Below are 16,467 nucleotides of genomic sequence, written 5' to 3'. Positions count from 1 at the left end.
AACCATTTCACGAAGACAGCTTCATCATGACCAAACCGCTGACAATCAGGACAGCTGCGATAATGCGCATTGTATTAGCCGGCTCGCCCAGAAACATCAGGCCGACGATGAAGGCCCCTACCGCGCCGATGCCAGTCCAAATGGTATAGGCTGTACCGAGTGGCAGGGTTTTCATTGACATGGAAAGCAGCGCGAAGCTGGCAATCATGGCAACGATGGTAATGACGGAAGGGCCCAGTTTTGTGAAACCGTGGGATTGTTTCATGAAGAATGCCCAGACGATTTCAAGAATTCCAGCAAAGGTCAGAAGTACCCAAGCCATGTAACGTACCTTTCGCATCGCCTCCGGGCTGACTACGGGGACCCTTAAAACCCGCCCGGGAAATGCACAAACTTATTCAGAGTCTTTCTTTCTACCGATCCGTCCCAGATGGGTATCATGGAACGAAGTTGTAGATTTCAGGCCATAACCCAACACGCGATCAAATGCGATATGGGCCGCCCAGATCAGGGAAAGCTGCCCCAGATATCCGAACTCAAAACAATACCCTATTGCACCAAGAACAAATGGTCCGAACAGGGTATGCATGGCATTATATACAATCGCCCCGACTTTCCTACCGGCAAAATAAGCAAAAAAGCTCAGATCCGGGACAAAGAACAGAATGGCAAACATCGGCCAGGTGTAACCGGCAAAAAAGTATATCGACCATAATATGACGAATAATGCGGCCGCCTCAAACCGTAAAATGATCCCGGCTCCAAAGCCAACCTGCCCTGTCATTTTCTTCTCCTGAAAGAATAGGAGGTTGGCTCTAGCACATTCCCCCCAAAATAAAAAACGCTGCCTTTTCAGACAGCGTTCTTGATTTCGTCTCTATCAGGAGCATTACCACTTGTAGGTGATACCCAGACGGCCATCCCAAGCTTCATAGCCCCGGTTATCCAGAGAGCGGTTGTATGAGCCTGTTGCAAACACCGTCATACGTTCCGATACCTGACCGGAGACGCCGAGGCCGAGTTCGCCCCATGTTCCGTTCAGCGGCGACCGGATGGAGACAGGATTGTAACCATAGATATCCGTCACTGTTGTCTTGGTCTTGCCCATAAACTCATGCCAGACATTGGCACGTATCCATGCCTTGATCATCCTAGGCTGCTTACGCCGGTCTTCCTCAACATTCCATTCTTTGGTCAGACGGACACCGATACGGCCACGCAAGGACTCGCCACCCGTCATATCAAAACGACCACGGCCATCATTAATCTTATCAAAGGACAGGTTCTGATAAGCGATCTGGGCCTGGGGCTCGATTGTATAGCCATTGCCAAGGTCGAACTTATAGCCACCTTCCAACGAGGCAATAATGCCAAAGCCGTTGGTTTTTTCTTTCAGGCCATAAATGGAGCGGCCTTCAACGTCATACCAGGTTCCCTGAACAATGGCATCAGTATACCAGCCATCAGCATCATGATGGGTCCAATAGCCACCAATGGTATAATTATCCATATCAATGCTGCCGGCCTTACCGGACCAGGCACCATCAACACGGGCATCAACCTGACCATAGCCAACATAGATACCAAGCTTGTCTAATGTCCCGTCCTGTTTGACACGGCCATAGAGATCAAGCCCGGCCTGAACTCCAAAAATATCAAACTCGTAATTTGGGCCATTCTTCTCAAAGTTATAAGAACGACCACGATCGCGTGAATGATGATCCCCAATAAACCGGGCCCATGCCCCGTAGAACCACTCCTCACGTTCACGCTTCTTGGCCTCAACTTTAACAAGCTGCCGCTGACCAAGCTTGTCTTTCACGTAGTACTGTTCCGTTGTGGGCGTGAATGGCGGCTCAAATGTATCACCAACACGCTCATGCAATGTATCAAGCATCGCATAGCCATATTGCAAGCCAATCGGCATAATAGCAGACACAAGCGGAACTTCCGGACGGTAGGATGGAACCGTAACTATTGCAGGTGGCTGGGCAGGATCAACCACACCATCTGTAGGAGGAAGAACATTGTCCTGTGTCTCTGAACGCAGGTACCAGTTCTGATCATTCACATCTCCACCCGTTGCAGCATTACCGCCATGGTAGAGGAAATATTCATAAGCACCGGCAAGTACTGGCGCACCGAGCATAAAGGCGCCGTGGGACGTTCCGTCATTGGTTTGGACAAGTTTAATACCATCACCAACAGTCAGGGCTCCCAGACCACCGATGTTATTGACCAATATATTAGCCTGTCCGGACGTTGCACTTCCATTGAGATTCAGGATCAGAAGATCACTGTTCTGCGTCACGCCGTCATTGAGATAAGTATTAAAGATAACGGTACTGCCGGAAGCAAAGGATACCTGATTACTATCAACAGTGAAAACACCACGAACGGACGTCTGATCGCCTGCGATATTCAGCGCGCCACCCAAAGTGAACTGATCAGCCAAAACAGTACCAGCAACGCCACCCTGAAGTGTTGAGCCTAGAGCTGTTGTAAATGTTGTTTCCGCACTGCTACCAACATCGGCAGCATGAACCCCGTAAACAGCATTATTGGCAACTTCAAAAATACCGGCCTGAACATCAGTACTGGCATAAACATTAGACCAGCGATCACTGGCCAGAGACTGTCGTGAACCATCAAAACTGACAATTCCCGCACCAGTCTTGATAACCGACAGCAATCCGTTTGATGCATAGCTGGTGATCGGATCATAGAAGGAAATCCGGCGCCCGGCTTCTGCATTAAACGTAGCACTGGAAGTGCCGTTGCCATTGTTCAGATAAATAGCATTAGCCGCAGCTGTCGTTGCAACACCATGGGTATTACCGGTAAACTCAATATCAGCACCATCGGCATTCAGTATCAGGCTATTGCCAACAAAGACGGCCCCACCCTGATAGTTACTCCGGTTGCCGCTAAAAACAGAATGACCGGCACCGGTTGCAAAGCTCAGGTTTCGATTGGCATAAATTGCACCGCCATTACCGCTGGCCGTATTACCTGTTACCTCAGCACCTGCTGTAAACGTGCTAGCCTGATTACTAAACAGGGCACCTCCAGAACCGTTGGAACCACTCGCAGAGTTACCCGTGAAGATTGTAAAACCATTAAATTCTGTAGTTCCGGTTGCATAAACCGCACCGCCCCGGCCTACACCTGAGCTGACAGAGTTATTGGTGAATGTTGCATCTTTATTGAAATAAATATTGACGGAATCCATGGCACCGCCGAACCCTTGTCCGGTATTGCCGTCAAATGAAGCCGTCCCGTTGAAGATCACAACATTTGTCCCAACAGCAGAGAAAATAGCACCACCAAAACCCAGAGCATGGTTGTCGTTAAAAACCGCGTTCCCTTCGAGGGTTATATTCCCTGAGTTGACGTAAAGAGCACCACCATTGCCAGTACTCTCGTTCCCTGTCGCATAAGTCGTTCCACCAACTGTCAGACTACCAACAGTAACGAACAGGCCACCGCCACCACCACTGGCCAGAGGGGTATCTGTATGAGAGGATGAGTTGTTGGTCAGAATAAGATTACCACCAATGGAAACACTGCCATTGCTGGTATAGAGGGCCCCACCGACACCGCCTTTTAACCCATCATATAAAGCATGATTATCATCAAAAGTGACATTCCCTGTAAAGGTAACACTCTTGGCATCAACGGCGCCACCGCGATATGAAGTTTGGTTGCCTTTGAAAACAACATCCCCACCATTAAAAGACAGATCACCCGCTGCATAAACAGCCCCGCCTCTGGTATTCGTAATAACAGGTACTGTGAATGTTATAATGCTGCCAGCAGCAATATTGACTGTTGTTTTGGATGTTGTGTCGTTGACACGCGTTGATACAAGCTGCGTCGTATCATACGTTATCGTCGCAGCAAGGGAGCTTGTCCCCGCCAACAGCGCAATCACAGAACCCGTTACCAATATAGCAGAAAGACCACTGAATACGTCAGACGTATCTAAACCTCTTACAGATTTTTTCATAATCTGCCCCATGTTTTCTTGAGTTCTTATAAAAAATTAAATTCAACACATATTTTATTAATCAAAAACATTCAAGTTAATATTAATATATTTTCATATCAAATATTTTATATAAATTTACAAATAAAATATTGTAATATTTCACCAAAATCAAAATGACTTCTATTAAAGAAAACTTATAAGCCTCTCTTTTTTCTTAAAACCTATTTAAGAAGGATAGCCTATTAATAAGTATTAAAATAATATAAATTTTACAGAAATATCATATATAACCTTATTTCATACAAAAAAGAATAACATCATAAATATAAAATATTATCAATATATTCTATAAAATACGTTTGACTTCCCATTTTCCAATGATTATGCCCCTTAACACTTGAAGCTTTTCCTACATTAAGTACAAAAAAACGCTGCAAAAATGGCAGCGTTTTTAAAGTCTTATAATATCAAAGCATTACCATTTATAGGTAGCGCCCAAACGGCCATCCCAGGCTTCATAACCTTTGTTATCAAGCGAGCGGTTATAAGCACCTGTTGCAAAGAGTGTCATACGATCAGAAACCTGCCCGGAAACACCAACGCCGATCTCACCCCATGTTCCATTGAGCGGTGAACGGACAGATACAGGATTCAGGCCATTAACATCGGTAACCGTTGTTTTTGTGCGCGCCATGAATTCATGCCAGATATTACCGCGCAACCAGGCCTTAATTTTACGTGGAGACTTCTGGTCATTTTCTTCGGTATTCCATTCCTTGGTCAGACGCGCACCGATACGTCCACGTAAGGAATCTCCACCAGACATATCAAAATAGCCGTGCCCGTCATAAATCTTGTCAAAAGAGAGATTCTGATAGGCAATCTGAACCTGAGGCTCGATTGTATAGTTGTTTCCAAGGTCAAACTTATAGCCACCTTCAAGCGATGCTATAATGCCAAAACCATCGGTATCTTCTTTCAATCCATAAATGGAGCGGGCCTTGGTCTCATACCATGTCGCCTGAACAACAGCATCAGTATACCAGCCATCTGCATCAAGATGCGTCCAGTAACCACCAATGGTGTAGTTATCCATGTCAATCGAACCGGCCTTACCAGACCAGGCACCGTCAACACGTCCATCAACCTGACCATAGCCAACGTAAATACCTAGCTTATCAAGCGTACCGTCCTGCTTGACCCGTCCATAGAGGTCCATACCGGCCTGAACACCCAGAATATCATATTCATATTTTGGGCCACTCTTGATGAAGCTGTACTTATCGCCCTGATCATGAGAACCATGTTCACCGATCAAACGCGCCCATGAGCCATGGAACCACTCTTCGCGCTCTTTCTTTCTCTCCTGAACCTTCACCAGATAACGGTTACCCAGTTTATCCGTGACATAATACTGTTTGACAGTCGGGATGTAGGGTGGGTCGAAGGTGTCACCAACACGTTCGTGCAGGGTATCCAGCATACTATAACCATATTGCATACCAATCGGCATAATAGCAGAAACCAGCGGCACTTCCGGACGGTAAGACGGAACCTTAACTTTGGTTTCAGGAACCGGATCAACGACTTCCGGTGGGGTTGTCGGAGGTTCAATCTTAGTTGGAGGCGGCTCAACGGTTACCTCAGCCTCGGTACGCAAATACCAATGCTGGTCATTGACATCACCACCTGTTTCAGCATTCCCACCATGATAGAGGAAATACTCATAAGCGCCGGCAAGAACAGGAGCGCCTAACATAAAGGCATTGTCTGAAGTACCGGTTCTGGTTTCGACCAGACGTATTCCGTCGCCAACAGTGTAAGCGCCAAGCCCACCGATATTATTTACATATATCAGGGCCTGTCCGGTTGTTGAGCCAGATGAGTAACCATTGGTCAGGTCAAGAACGAGAAGGTCTGTATTCTGGACAACACCGTCATTCAGATAGGTATTGAAGAGAACCGAACTTCCGGCTTCAAATGTGACATTGGTTGCCTGAATTGTGAAAACACCGCGAACATCGGTGCGGGCGCCAGCAATATTCAGCGCACCTGCATGTGTAAAGTTATCAGCCCGGACTGTACCTGTTACACCGCCCTGAAGAACTGTTCCGGCTGCCGTCGTGAAGCTGCTGGATGTTAGCGGGGAGTAGGCATCCATACCATTGATGCCGTAAACAGCACCATTGGCAATTTCAAAAGTACCTTCCTGTAGCTGCGTATTTGCCAGTAGTTTTGACCAGCGCTCACGGTCTTCAGTCATCCGCGAGCCATCAAAACTGACCGTACCCGCACCTGCTTTAACAACAGACAGTACACCATTTGCTGCATAGTTCTGAGCCGGATCGAAGAAGGAAATACGTCTTCCCGCATCAGCCTGCAGAGTTAAAACCGCTGCCTTTGAGTCATTGCGCAGATAAAGCGAGTTTGCAGTTGTTGCAGCGCTAGACAAAGTACCATTCTGGGTATTGCCAGAGAAAACAATATCAGCGCCATTTGCAACAAGAGTGACATTACCCTTGCTGGCATAGATCGCTCCTCCCAGGTTGCCGACAGAGCTGTTACCTGTGAAAGATGTTGCATTCGCCCCGGTAGAGATGCTCAGATTAGCACCTGCAAAAATGGCACCGCCATGACCTTCTGACATATTGCCAGTAAACAGGGCCCCATTCTCGAAGACCGAGTCCCCAGCAGAGTTCAGACCGCCACCATTACCGGCAGCCAGATTAGCATTAAAAGTAGCAAGACCTTTAAATGTGCTGGTTTTGGTTGTGTAAATTCCGCCACCAAGCCCCTTGGTATTGCTCGCGGCAATAGGCCCATTGGCAATATTATTGCTGAAATTGACAGTATCTTCAAAAACAGCATTGCTGGCTGTGATAGCACCACCTGAAAGCCATGAGGAATTTCCCTCAAATTCAGCCTTACCCTTAAACTGGAGTGTTGAGGAGCCTACTGCAGAATAGATTGCCCCACCACCAACAGCTGCTGAATTATTTGTAAACTTCACATCGCCATTGAAAACGTGGTTTACGTTACCTGCCATATGCAGAACACCACCACTTGTTGTCGCGTAGTTATCGGAAGCAGTCAGTGTCCCGCCTACTGTCAGCGAGCCAGACCCAAGGTATATGGCACCACCACCATATGTGGAGGTTACAGATGATGTATCAACGTTAGTGCTTCTGTTATTGGTCAGCACAAGATTACCAGTAACGGTGATATTGCCATCCTGACTTGAAATAGCTCCACCAACACCGTTTGTTTCACCGTTATAATTTGCCTGATTATCGATGAATGTTGCGTTGGAATTTATTGTAATATTACCCTCAGAGAAAATCGCACCACCCTGTACAGTCGCGCGATTACCCTGAAAAATCACACTCCCACCATTTATAACCAGACTGGGCTTCGCATACAGAGCCCCACCATAGCTGGCAGCAGTACCAGACTTAAAAGTCACAACTGCGGCAGGGTCGATGGAAAGAACAACATCAATCTTCTGGGAGATTGGAGTATTTACCGTTTGAGTTGAACTGTAAGTATAAGTGATAGCGTTAGCAGATGTCGCAAGCATAAGCGCAGACACAGAAACAGCAGCGAATACATTCAGTTTATAACAAGACGCCTTATGCGTCGCCCGTGCAAGCGCATGACAAAACATTTGGAAACAGCCCCTAACTAATTAGAAATATTTATTAAATAGGATCCACCCATTTTTTATATGCGCTACATATGACGTTGATTACATTCTGTCAAAGAAAATTTTTATCTTTTTATCTGTATAAAGGTAGGCAATTATCAATTAAACAATGCAAGAAAGAATTATAAACCACTTAATAAAACGCATAATAAACATGAAATTATATTAAATGAAAGCCTTACATACATAGGAAACAATCATTTCCAGTTTTAAGACGGAAAGGGCATCCAAAATATTGGTCATCAACATGCTGAAAGGAATAAAATTCTACCAATTTCAGCAGTATTTAATCTGTTGATTAAAGTTTTTTTCACAACCTATAAGTATTCACCAAACGAACACCCTAAGCCTCATGACTCCACTACCCTGCGTACGGTCAGATGCTGCATTGTCCATTCTTTGGCTAGACGGCAGTAATATGTCACTGCTGATGTTTCCAAAACACCCACGAGCAGCGTTTCATCTCAAGAATTAATTAAATCAGCAATGACATCAGATTTTTAAGTTAAGATTTTTGATAAGTTTACTGAAGTCCATATAGCTTGATATAGCTGTCAGTAATTTTATCCATGCAATAGGTTTCACCGCAGCTCTGGGCTCCCTTTGCAAAAGCAGAATATGCTGCCTCATCAAGAACAGCCAACATTGCCTCTGAAACCTCAGAGATAAAGGCATCATCATCTTGCAGCAGCTGCACAGTCATGCCTGCCTGCTCTTCCCCCTCATGTAGCATTGAAGCAATCTCGCCAATATCTGTTGCGATAACAGGTTTACCGACCTGCATCGCCTGTATAAGCGTCAAGGGGAAAGATTCACCGGGAAAACGGGTTGGCAGTAAAGCACAGTCAGACAGACGGTAAATTCCCTGAACCTGTTTCTGAAACCCGAGAAATTTTACGTTTTCATTAGACGCGTAAAGTGAACTGAGGCGATCAGCTTCATCACCATTCCCACACAAAAGGAGAACCAGACGGCGCTCTGTTCTGGCCTGAGCATGCTCTAAGGCTTTGATAGCAATCTCCCAGCCTTTTTCTGGCAAAGCCCGGGATACAATTGCAAAGACAAAATCCTCTAAGCCAATACCAAGATCGGCCCGCGAAAGATAAAAATCATCAGGATCAATCGGCATTCCATTCGGCATTTGTGTGGCTGCAATATGCGCCTTCTTTTCTGCCGGCAGATATTCAAGATGTTTCAGATTACGATCAGTCAAATAGACCCAGTGACTGACCTTTTCTGCAACAGTATTAAAGAAACCGCGATCAACCGGGGCTGTCTCGTATGAGCCATGCAATGTAACCACATACGGAACATCTGGCATTTCACCAGCTTCATAGAAGAACAAGCGTTCAACCAGATAAAAATGCGTATGAATCAGATCAATTCCAGCCTCTGACAGGAAGCGCGTCGCACTTTTGTTCCGCACCTCATCCGCTTCATAGATGGCAATACGTGGGTCAAGCTGACTACGAATTGCCTGATTTTCTCCTTCTCTCTTGAGACAGAGAAAAGAGACACGATACCCTTTCTCAACCAGACTATTTGCAAGATGGAGGGCCACGATTTCCCCACCCCCAGTATAAAAGCCAAGAGAGCCCACAAGGATATGTCTCGCCTTATGACGAACCATCATAGGCTTCTCAGTATCAAATATCCCAGACAGCGATCCGAGTTGACCTGCCTGATTATTTGCATTGAACAAAGCGATAACGTTTTGCTGAAACTTCACAGCCGTTTCAAGCGGGATATCCCACTCTTCTCTCAATCGACAGAGTAAGCGCTCATGCTCTTTGTAATACTCAGGCTTTGAGAATGATGAAACAGACGTATTGGATGTATGCTGTCTGAAATAGCTGACAGCTTCAGGGACATAGGCAATCTTCCCGCCGCGAGCCAGCATCAGATAAAGATACCAGTCACCCAGAACACGGTACGACGTTGCCTCTTTCCAGATGGTATCTTCAACAGGCTGCTTACGGATCAGACAACCACCCACATTGGCAATAACATTAGAGACGCCAAAAGCATTGTCAAACCAGGCTTTGGCAGGGCGTACCAGACGGTTCTGCCAGATACCGGCCTCTGCTCGTTCCCGATAAGCATCAAGGCCTTCATATGGAGTACCATCTTCGCGAGCAAACTGAATTTTCCCGAATGCCATCATAACAGCATCATCAGCGAACTCAGAAACAGTATTCTTCAAAAACTCAGGATCAGCAAAATCATCGCTCTCACAGATCCAGATCAGCTCTCCGCTTGCCTGCTCGATACCTTTACGCCACTGCTTAAAGATGTTGCCGGAGTTATGCTCATTGGCAATCAGTGTAATAAGAGAAGAATATTTTTTCTGATACTCTCCGATAACCTCAAGACTATTATCGGTTGATGTGTCATCCAGAACGATAATCTCAATATTCTTATAGCTTTGATTGATAATACAATCGAGACGCTGAGATAAAAATCGCGCATGATTGAAATTCGGAATAATGACAGAAACCAGCGGCTGGTAATCCGTTCTCAACACTCTGCGATCATTGGCAACTTTGGAGCTACCTCGCAGTTTGGAGCGGAGGATGAGAGCCAAACGGTACAGTTTGCGCAAAATTGCCCGCACGATTTTTCGCAGAGCCGGAAACCGTGTCAGCAGCTTGCGGAAAGGTGCCGTCATCCGCCAGCTTGTACTGGTTTCCAGGACAGATTTCTCAAGCGATTTATTGATAAGCTGACTGGTCAGTATCTGATTTTTTTTGGTCAGCTCTGCAATCTTGGCCTTATCTTTCTCAGCCTGAGCTACATAGTTTTTTATTTGCTCTTCAGTACTGACAGCAACATCCTGACGGAAAAGAAAGCCCTGCTGTTCAACATGAACGGAAGAGCGCTTTTTGGAAGCAGCAGCTTTTCTGGTTGGTTTCTTTTCAGAAGTCATGGCCTGTTACTTTAACCCCAGATACGAAACAGAATCCGGTCATTAGAAAATCTTCGCTGGAGCTATAGCACAAACAATATGCGAAGCTGAACCAATGAATGCATCATCCCCAAACCGCAAAGGAAATGATCAAAGCTTTCCAAGAATAAAGGCAATAAGCATGCCAACCTGACCGACACGGCCCTGCCGATAAACTTTCATCTGCAGGCTATAGCGCAAACGGGAAAAGAAAGATGAGCTTCGTGCTTGCTTAAATGATAGAAACAACGCCCGATTATCTTCAGACAATAAATCAATGCTATTTTCTAAAGCTTGCAAGTTTCTGCCAAGCCACGCCTGTGTCTGCCCACCCAAAAGGCGGTCTAATTGCCCGCGAAGCGCGAAGAACCCGGTTTTCGCACCAATCAGGTTTGAAGCATGTTGGCGATAATCAAGGCTTTCATAATCATCGCAATAAACCTCCCCACCCGCACCAGACACAATAAGATAAACCCACCAGTCATGGATCGGTATCAAGCCTGCCGGCTGCGTTTGCAAAGATTTCTGAACAAGTTCATAAGCGGCCCGATTGAAAACCATCGTGTTACCGCTTGTAAAATTCTGTATCAAAGCATTGGCAAAAACTAGTGGTTTTGAAGGTTGGACAGTTGTACCGAAAGGATGCCCCTCAGCATCAATCAACCGCACTCTCGAGCCATAGAGAGCGGGGACATTCTCTGGGACAGATGACAACCAGCGCCGCGCTCTTTCAAGCTTATCAGCTTTCCAGATATCATCCTGATCACAGAATGCGAAGAAAGTTGCCTGCTCATTTTTCTCTGAAAAGAACGAGAGAAAATTAGCAGTCACCCCTGACCGGGGCCCCTGTCGAACCGATAAAGGTAATTTTTGCTGACTATGATATGCTTCCAGCACCTTCAATGTGCCATCCGTGGAAGCATCATCCGAGACCAGAACTGAAAAATTCTGGTCTGTTTGTTGCACGAGAGACTGCAACTGCGCATCAAGATAGTGCTCCCCATTATAGGTGCACAGGCAAACACATATCTTTTCTGCGCCTTTGCTTGGCATACCTGTCAGATCTTGAAGCCGGTATTATCCGCAATACGCTGCAGATAAATGCCATATGTGCTCTTACCAAGCTCGCGACCAAGCTCACGCAGGTGATCCCGCTCAATAAAGCCTTTATGGAAGGCAATTTCTTCCGGGCAGGCAATCTTAAAGCCCTGACGGCGTTCAAGCGTTTGCACAAACTCAGAAGCTTCAAGCAGGGAATCCGGTGTACCTGTATCAAGCCAGGCAAATCCGCGCCCCATACATTCAACGGAGAGATTGCCACTTTCAAGATAAACGCGATTGAGATCTGTAATTTCAAGCTCACCACGAGGTGAAGGCTTCAACTTTTTAGCAATCGCAGATGCCTGTCCATCATAAAAATACAGGCCAGTCACAGCCCAGTTTGATTTTGGCTGAGCAGGCTTCTCTTCAATGGAAGTCGCATTGCCATTGTCATCAAAATCAACAACACCATAACGCTCAGGATCAGAAACATGATAGGCAAAAACGCTTGCCCCTTCTGTCCTGGCAACTGCATTGGCCAGAAGCTTATCCAGATTATGGCCATAGAACAGATTATCCCCGAGGATGAGCGCCGATGGCTCGCCTGCTACGAATTCTTCACCGATAATATAGGCCTGAGCCAGTCCATCCGGACTTGGCTGCTCAGCATAACTGAGCTTAAGGCCCCACTTTTCACCGCTTCCCAGCAAAGCCTTGAAGCGAGGTAGGTCATGAGGTGTTGAAATAATCAGAATATCACGAATACCAGCCAGCATCAGAGTGCTTAGCGGGTAGTAAATCATTGGCTTATCATAAACCGGCAACAACTGCTTTGAAGCAGTCAATGTCATCGGGTGCAGACGCGTACCGCTTCCACCAGCAAGGATAATACCCTTCATCTGTATCTCCAGAATAACGCCACTATTATGAAGCGGACTTTTTTGAACCAATGAGCCGATCTAATACAATATCAAGCGACAACTTCCAATCTGGCATCGTCACATTGTGTATGTGTTTGATTTTTGAAGTATCCAGTCGGGAATTAAATGGGCGCTTCGCCTTTGTGGGATATTCAGCAGATGTCAAATCTTTAACCGCAGCAGAAGGCGCTCCACGAAGAGTAGCTCCTGCAAAAATGGCGCGGGCAAATTCAGCCCAGTTTGCCTCACCGGCACCAACCAGATGGAAGATTCCGCGTAAGGTTGCATCATCTGGTTTTGCATTCAGATTAGAGGCAACCTTAAAAATCGCATCAGCAATATCAAGAACAGATGTGGGACAGCCATATTGATCGGCAACCACGCCAAGCTCAGTACGACCTTCTGATGCCAATCTCAGCATCGTCTTGACGAAGTTTGCTCCGAATGGTGCATAAACCCATGCTGTCCGCAAGATAGCATGATCAGTTGTCGCAGCTGCAACAGCCATTTCACCGGACAGCTTTGTCTGCCCATAGACCCCCAGTGGAGATGTTGGATCATCTTCCTTGCGGTAGCCTTCGGCTGTTCCGTCAAAAACATAATCTGTCGAGACATGAATGCAAGGAATAGAAAGTCTCGCAGCAACCTGCGCGATAATGCCCGGAGCAACACCATTGATTGCCTGAGCCAATTCAGGCTCATCTTCCGCCTTATCAACGGCCGTATAGGCGGCAGCATTAACTAAAATCTGGGCCCCAAAAGCCGATACCGCTTTGAATATCTGCGTCTCAACAAGCTCTGGGGAAGCAGACAGATCCAGTTCAGGATATCCCAGCAAAGCGACAGTCGTACCATGCTGCTCTGCGCGCTCCTCAAGGGCCGTTGATAGCTGACCACCTGCCCCAATCACAAATATCTTTAAAGCATGTGCGTTCATAAAAAGCTCCAAACCCTTTTAGAAATAATCAGGCAGATCAGCCAATACAGGATGTAACTTATCCTTGTCTGACAAGGTTAGTTCACTCTCTGGCATTCCCCAGTCAATTCCAAGAGCCGGATCATTAAAAGCCAACCCTTTATCATTCTCGGGAGAATAAGGCGCTGTTACTTTATAAAAAACCTCGGTATCCGGAACGGTTGTAATAAACCCATGAGCGAAGCCCTTCGGAACCAGAAGCTGCTTCCCATTCTCAGCGGTCAGTTCAACCGCAACGTGCTTGCCAAATGTTGGAGAAGCTTTCCGCAGATCCACAGCCACATCAATGATAGCACCGCGAACAACACGGACAAGCTTATCCTGCGCGACCGGGTTTGTCTGAAAATGCAAACCACGCAATGTCCCGCGAGGAGCAGAATAAGACTGATTGTCCTGAATAAAATTTAAATCCAAGCCAACTTCACGCAGACGGGCATCATTCCAGGTTTCGCTAAACCACCCTCTTGCATCACCAAAGCGACGAGGGGTGATGACAATAACCCCATCAAGAGCCGTCTTTTCAATTTCAATCATTGTATCTTATCCGTAGCTTACTATGCATTTACGCCAAGGCGCTCACCCTGATAACCACCACTGCGAACACGTTCCCACCAGTTACGGTTTTCAAGATACCAGCGAACAGTCTTTTCAAGACCGCTCTCGAATGTTTCGGCTGGTTTCCACCCAAGATCACGTTCAATCTTTGCCGCATCAATCGCATACCGGGCATCATGCCCCGGGCGATCTGTAACATAGGTTATGAGCTTTTCACGCGGACCAATAGATGCATCTGGTGCATATTTATCAACCAGCGCACAAACTGTTTTCACAACATCAATATTCTGACGTTCATTATGCCCGCCAATAGCATAAGTCTCACCGACAGCTGCCTTTTCGGCAACCAGAATGAGCGCATCGGCATGGTCATCAACATAGAGCCAGTCACGCACGTTTTCACCATTGCCATAAACAGGCAAAGGCTTGCCTTCAAGCGCATTCAGGATCATCAGCGGAATGAGCTTTTCAGGGAAATGGTAAGGCCCATAATTGTTTGAGCAATTGGTGACAACAACCGGCAATCCATACGTATGGAACCAGGCCCGGACGAGATGGTCCGAAGATGCCTTTGAAGATGAATATGGCGAACGCGGATCATAAGCCGTCTCCTCAGAGAACATGCCTGTTGCCCCAAGAGAGCCAAAGACTTCATCGGTTGAAATATGATGAAAACGAAAGGTCTTGGCTTTTTCACCATCCAGAGACCGCCAGTACCGCAGGCTTTCCTGCAGCATCGTGAATGTACCGAGAACGTTCGTCTCAATAAAAACCCGTGGCCCATCAATGGAGCGATCCACATGGCTCTCTGCCGCCAGATGCATCACAACATCCGGCTTGTGGGTTTCAAGAGCAGAGCGTACCTGCTCTGCTTCACGAATATCGCCTTTCACAAAGGTATAGCGCGGATCATCAGCCACCGGATCAAGGCTGTCCAGATTGCCAGCATAAGTCAGGGCATCAAAAATGATGACTTCATGCTCACTGTTCTCAATCAGACGCCGAACAACAGCCGACCCGATAAACCCGGCACCGCCGGTAACTAAAAAACGTTTCTTCATGATCCTGTATTATCTCGTGCTGGATGTGATTTCATAAAGCGAAATCACATACTTTATGCCTTGTTATATAGCTGAATAGTCTAAAAACTTCCAAGCTTCAACTATCGTGCCTTTAAAAGCGAAAAGGCCCTTCCCGCGAGGAAAAGGCCTTTTAACACGAACTCAGCTTATTGGCTTAATGCCGAACAGAAAAACGTGCGAGCCGCATGGCCCGTAACGCCCACTTCGCCAGAAAGCGTGAATTCTTTAATAAAACAAACTTCTGCAACGCCAGGCGCTTTCTCTGACGCGGCAGAAGGTTATCGTTTTTGAGACAAATGTCTGTAAATTCACTTAAAATTCTCATAGTCTCAGATTTGTTAGCAGCCAGAACACCATCCCGCTCAGGATTCATTTCAAGCAGGGACCGATAGGCGTCGACAGCAACAAGTTCATTAAAACGGGGATAGAGGCACTGTCTCAGATAGTACCGATCCCGAAGCGGTTCATCAGGAAAACTTTCAACCAACTTCTTGAAATACCGAAAACGGCTCTGCGCCATTTTGATACTATATGAAGTGCTTTCCCCGTGGATACACCAGACTGATACAGCACGATCCAAATAGTAATTTGTGAACCCCTTGCGGAAAATCCGTACAAAGAGATCATCATCCTCATAACCTGTAAATTGAGGATCAAAGCCGCCAACGGCTTCATAAGCTTCTCGTGAAATGATTGAAGCTGTTGGCAGGATAAATAAATCCCCCTTAAGCATTTCCATGATATTTGTTTTAGGATGCTTACTAAAATCCTTGATCATAGAAGTACTTATGAGATTACCATTCCCATCAGCCTCACAAACATCACCATAAGCCCAACCAAAGTGGGGGTCATCATCCGGAATCGCACCCAACAAAAGTTCATTATGATTTTTCAGATAAAAGTCATCCTGATCAAGAAAGCATACATAATCTGATTTTGAAGCAGCAACGCCAGCATTACGGGCTGCCCCCTGCCCGCCATTTTCCTGATCTATTACCCGAAACTTAAGTTTCTTCGCCAACTTATGAAGAAAGTCCGCCTCTTCTTTACGGGAACCGTCATTCACAACTATTAATTCATCAGGTACAACAGTTTGACCTAGAGCGCTTTGAACCGCTTGCTCGATAGTTTTGGAACCATTATAATACGGTATTATTGTAACTATACTTTTAGTCGCTTTAGCCATAACCATTCCAAGTACATAAACTCCAGCTTTCTAATTATCTGAACCCATACGAAATGACAACATAGATTA

Annotated in this window: 11 protein-coding genes; all 11 read right to left on the bottom strand. The window is 46.2% G+C overall.

The window, feature by feature from the left end:
- Positions 1–7: 7 nt before the first annotated feature.
- A complete protein-coding gene (gene sugE, locus WJT86_RS08280) occupies positions 8–322 on the bottom strand; it encodes a quaternary ammonium compound efflux SMR transporter SugE (RefSeq protein ID WP_346337094.1) in 315 nt (104 codons plus the stop codon).
- 72 nt (positions 323–394) lie between these two features.
- A complete protein-coding gene (locus tag WJT86_RS08275) occupies positions 395–784 on the bottom strand; it encodes a DUF4260 domain-containing protein (protein WP_346337093.1) in 390 nt (129 codons plus the stop codon).
- A gap of 105 nt (positions 785–889) precedes the next feature.
- Complete coding sequence (locus WJT86_RS08270; protein WP_346337092.1) at positions 890–4,009, bottom strand: autotransporter family protein; 3,120 nt, start codon at positions 4,007–4,009, stop codon at positions 890–892.
- Between the two features lie 457 nt (positions 4,010–4,466).
- On the bottom strand, positions 4,467–7,580 hold the full coding sequence (locus tag WJT86_RS08265) for an autotransporter family protein (RefSeq protein WP_346337091.1): 3,114 nt from the start codon (positions 7,578–7,580) through the stop codon (positions 4,467–4,469).
- Positions 7,581–8,217: 637 nt separating this feature from the next.
- The gene (locus tag WJT86_RS08260) at positions 8,218–10,620 is read right to left on the bottom strand and encodes a glycosyltransferase (RefSeq protein WP_346337090.1); all 2,403 of its coding nucleotides are present in this window, start codon (positions 10,618–10,620) and stop codon (positions 8,218–8,220) included.
- 129 nt (positions 10,621–10,749) lie between these two features.
- The gene (locus tag WJT86_RS08255) at positions 10,750–11,691 is read right to left on the bottom strand and encodes a glycosyltransferase family 2 protein (protein WP_346337089.1); all 942 of its coding nucleotides are present in this window, start codon (positions 11,689–11,691) and stop codon (positions 10,750–10,752) included.
- A gap of 5 nt (positions 11,692–11,696) precedes the next feature.
- Entirely contained in the window at positions 11,697–12,578 is an 882-nt protein-coding gene (gene rfbA / locus WJT86_RS08250) for a glucose-1-phosphate thymidylyltransferase RfbA (RefSeq protein ID WP_346337088.1), read from the bottom strand.
- A 25-nt stretch (positions 12,579–12,603) separates the two neighbouring features.
- Positions 12,604–13,536, bottom strand: a complete 933-nt coding sequence (gene rfbD / locus WJT86_RS08245; protein WP_346337087.1) for a dTDP-4-dehydrorhamnose reductase — start codon at positions 13,534–13,536, stop codon at positions 12,604–12,606.
- 18 nt (positions 13,537–13,554) lie between these two features.
- Positions 13,555–14,109, bottom strand: coding sequence for a dTDP-4-dehydrorhamnose 3,5-epimerase (rfbC, locus tag WJT86_RS08240; RefSeq protein WP_346337086.1), 555 nt, complete (start codon positions 14,107–14,109; stop codon positions 13,555–13,557).
- A gap of 20 nt (positions 14,110–14,129) precedes the next feature.
- Positions 14,130–15,191 (bottom strand): dTDP-glucose 4,6-dehydratase, encoded by a 1,062-nt coding sequence (rfbB, locus tag WJT86_RS08235; protein WP_346337085.1) that lies wholly within the window; start codon positions 15,189–15,191, stop codon positions 14,130–14,132.
- Between the two features lie 175 nt (positions 15,192–15,366).
- On the bottom strand, positions 15,367–16,398 hold the full coding sequence (locus tag WJT86_RS08230) for a glycosyltransferase family 2 protein (RefSeq protein ID WP_346337084.1): 1,032 nt from the start codon (positions 16,396–16,398) through the stop codon (positions 15,367–15,369).
- Positions 16,399–16,467 lie beyond the last annotated feature (69 nt).

Origin of the sequence: Hohaiivirga grylli, assembly GCF_039655745.1 — a bacterium.
In the GTDB taxonomy this organism is placed as follows: domain Bacteria; phylum Pseudomonadota; class Alphaproteobacteria; order Rhizobiales; family Beijerinckiaceae; genus Hohaiivirga; species Hohaiivirga grylli.
Note: the sequence above shows the minus strand (reverse complement) of the source record. Positions and strands in the feature narration are given on the sequence as shown.

What these genes read in the sequence shown, in the direction of transcription:
- sugE (WP_346337094.1), bottom strand. Translation starts at nt 322, where the DNA reads ATGGCTTGGGTACTTCTGACCTTTGCTGGAATTCTTGAAATCGTCTGG.
- WJT86_RS08275 (WP_346337093.1), bottom strand. Translation starts at nt 784, where the DNA reads ATGACAGGGCAGGTTGGCTTTGGAGCCGGGATCATTTTACGGTTTGAG.
- WJT86_RS08270 (WP_346337092.1), bottom strand. Translation starts at nt 4,009, where the DNA reads ATGAAAAAATCTGTAAGAGGTTTAGATACGTCTGACGTATTCAGTGGT.
- WJT86_RS08260 (WP_346337090.1), bottom strand. Translation starts at nt 10,620, where the DNA reads ATGACTTCTGAAAAGAAACCAACCAGAAAAGCTGCTGCTTCCAAAAAG.
- WJT86_RS08255 (WP_346337089.1), bottom strand. Translation starts at nt 11,691, where the DNA reads ATGCCAAGCAAAGGCGCAGAAAAGATATGTGTTTGCCTGTGCACCTAT.
- rfbA (WP_346337088.1), bottom strand. Translation starts at nt 12,578, where the DNA reads ATGAAGGGTATTATCCTTGCTGGTGGAAGCGGTACGCGTCTGCACCCG.
- rfbD (WP_346337087.1), bottom strand. Translation starts at nt 13,536, where the DNA reads ATGAACGCACATGCTTTAAAGATATTTGTGATTGGGGCAGGTGGTCAG.
- rfbC (WP_346337086.1), bottom strand. Translation starts at nt 14,109, where the DNA reads ATGATTGAAATTGAAAAGACGGCTCTTGATGGGGTTATTGTCATCACC.
- rfbB (WP_346337085.1), bottom strand. Translation starts at nt 15,191, where the DNA reads ATGAAGAAACGTTTTTTAGTTACCGGCGGTGCCGGGTTTATCGGGTCG.
- WJT86_RS08230 (WP_346337084.1), bottom strand. Translation starts at nt 16,398, where the DNA reads ATGGCTAAAGCGACTAAAAGTATAGTTACAATAATACCGTATTATAAT.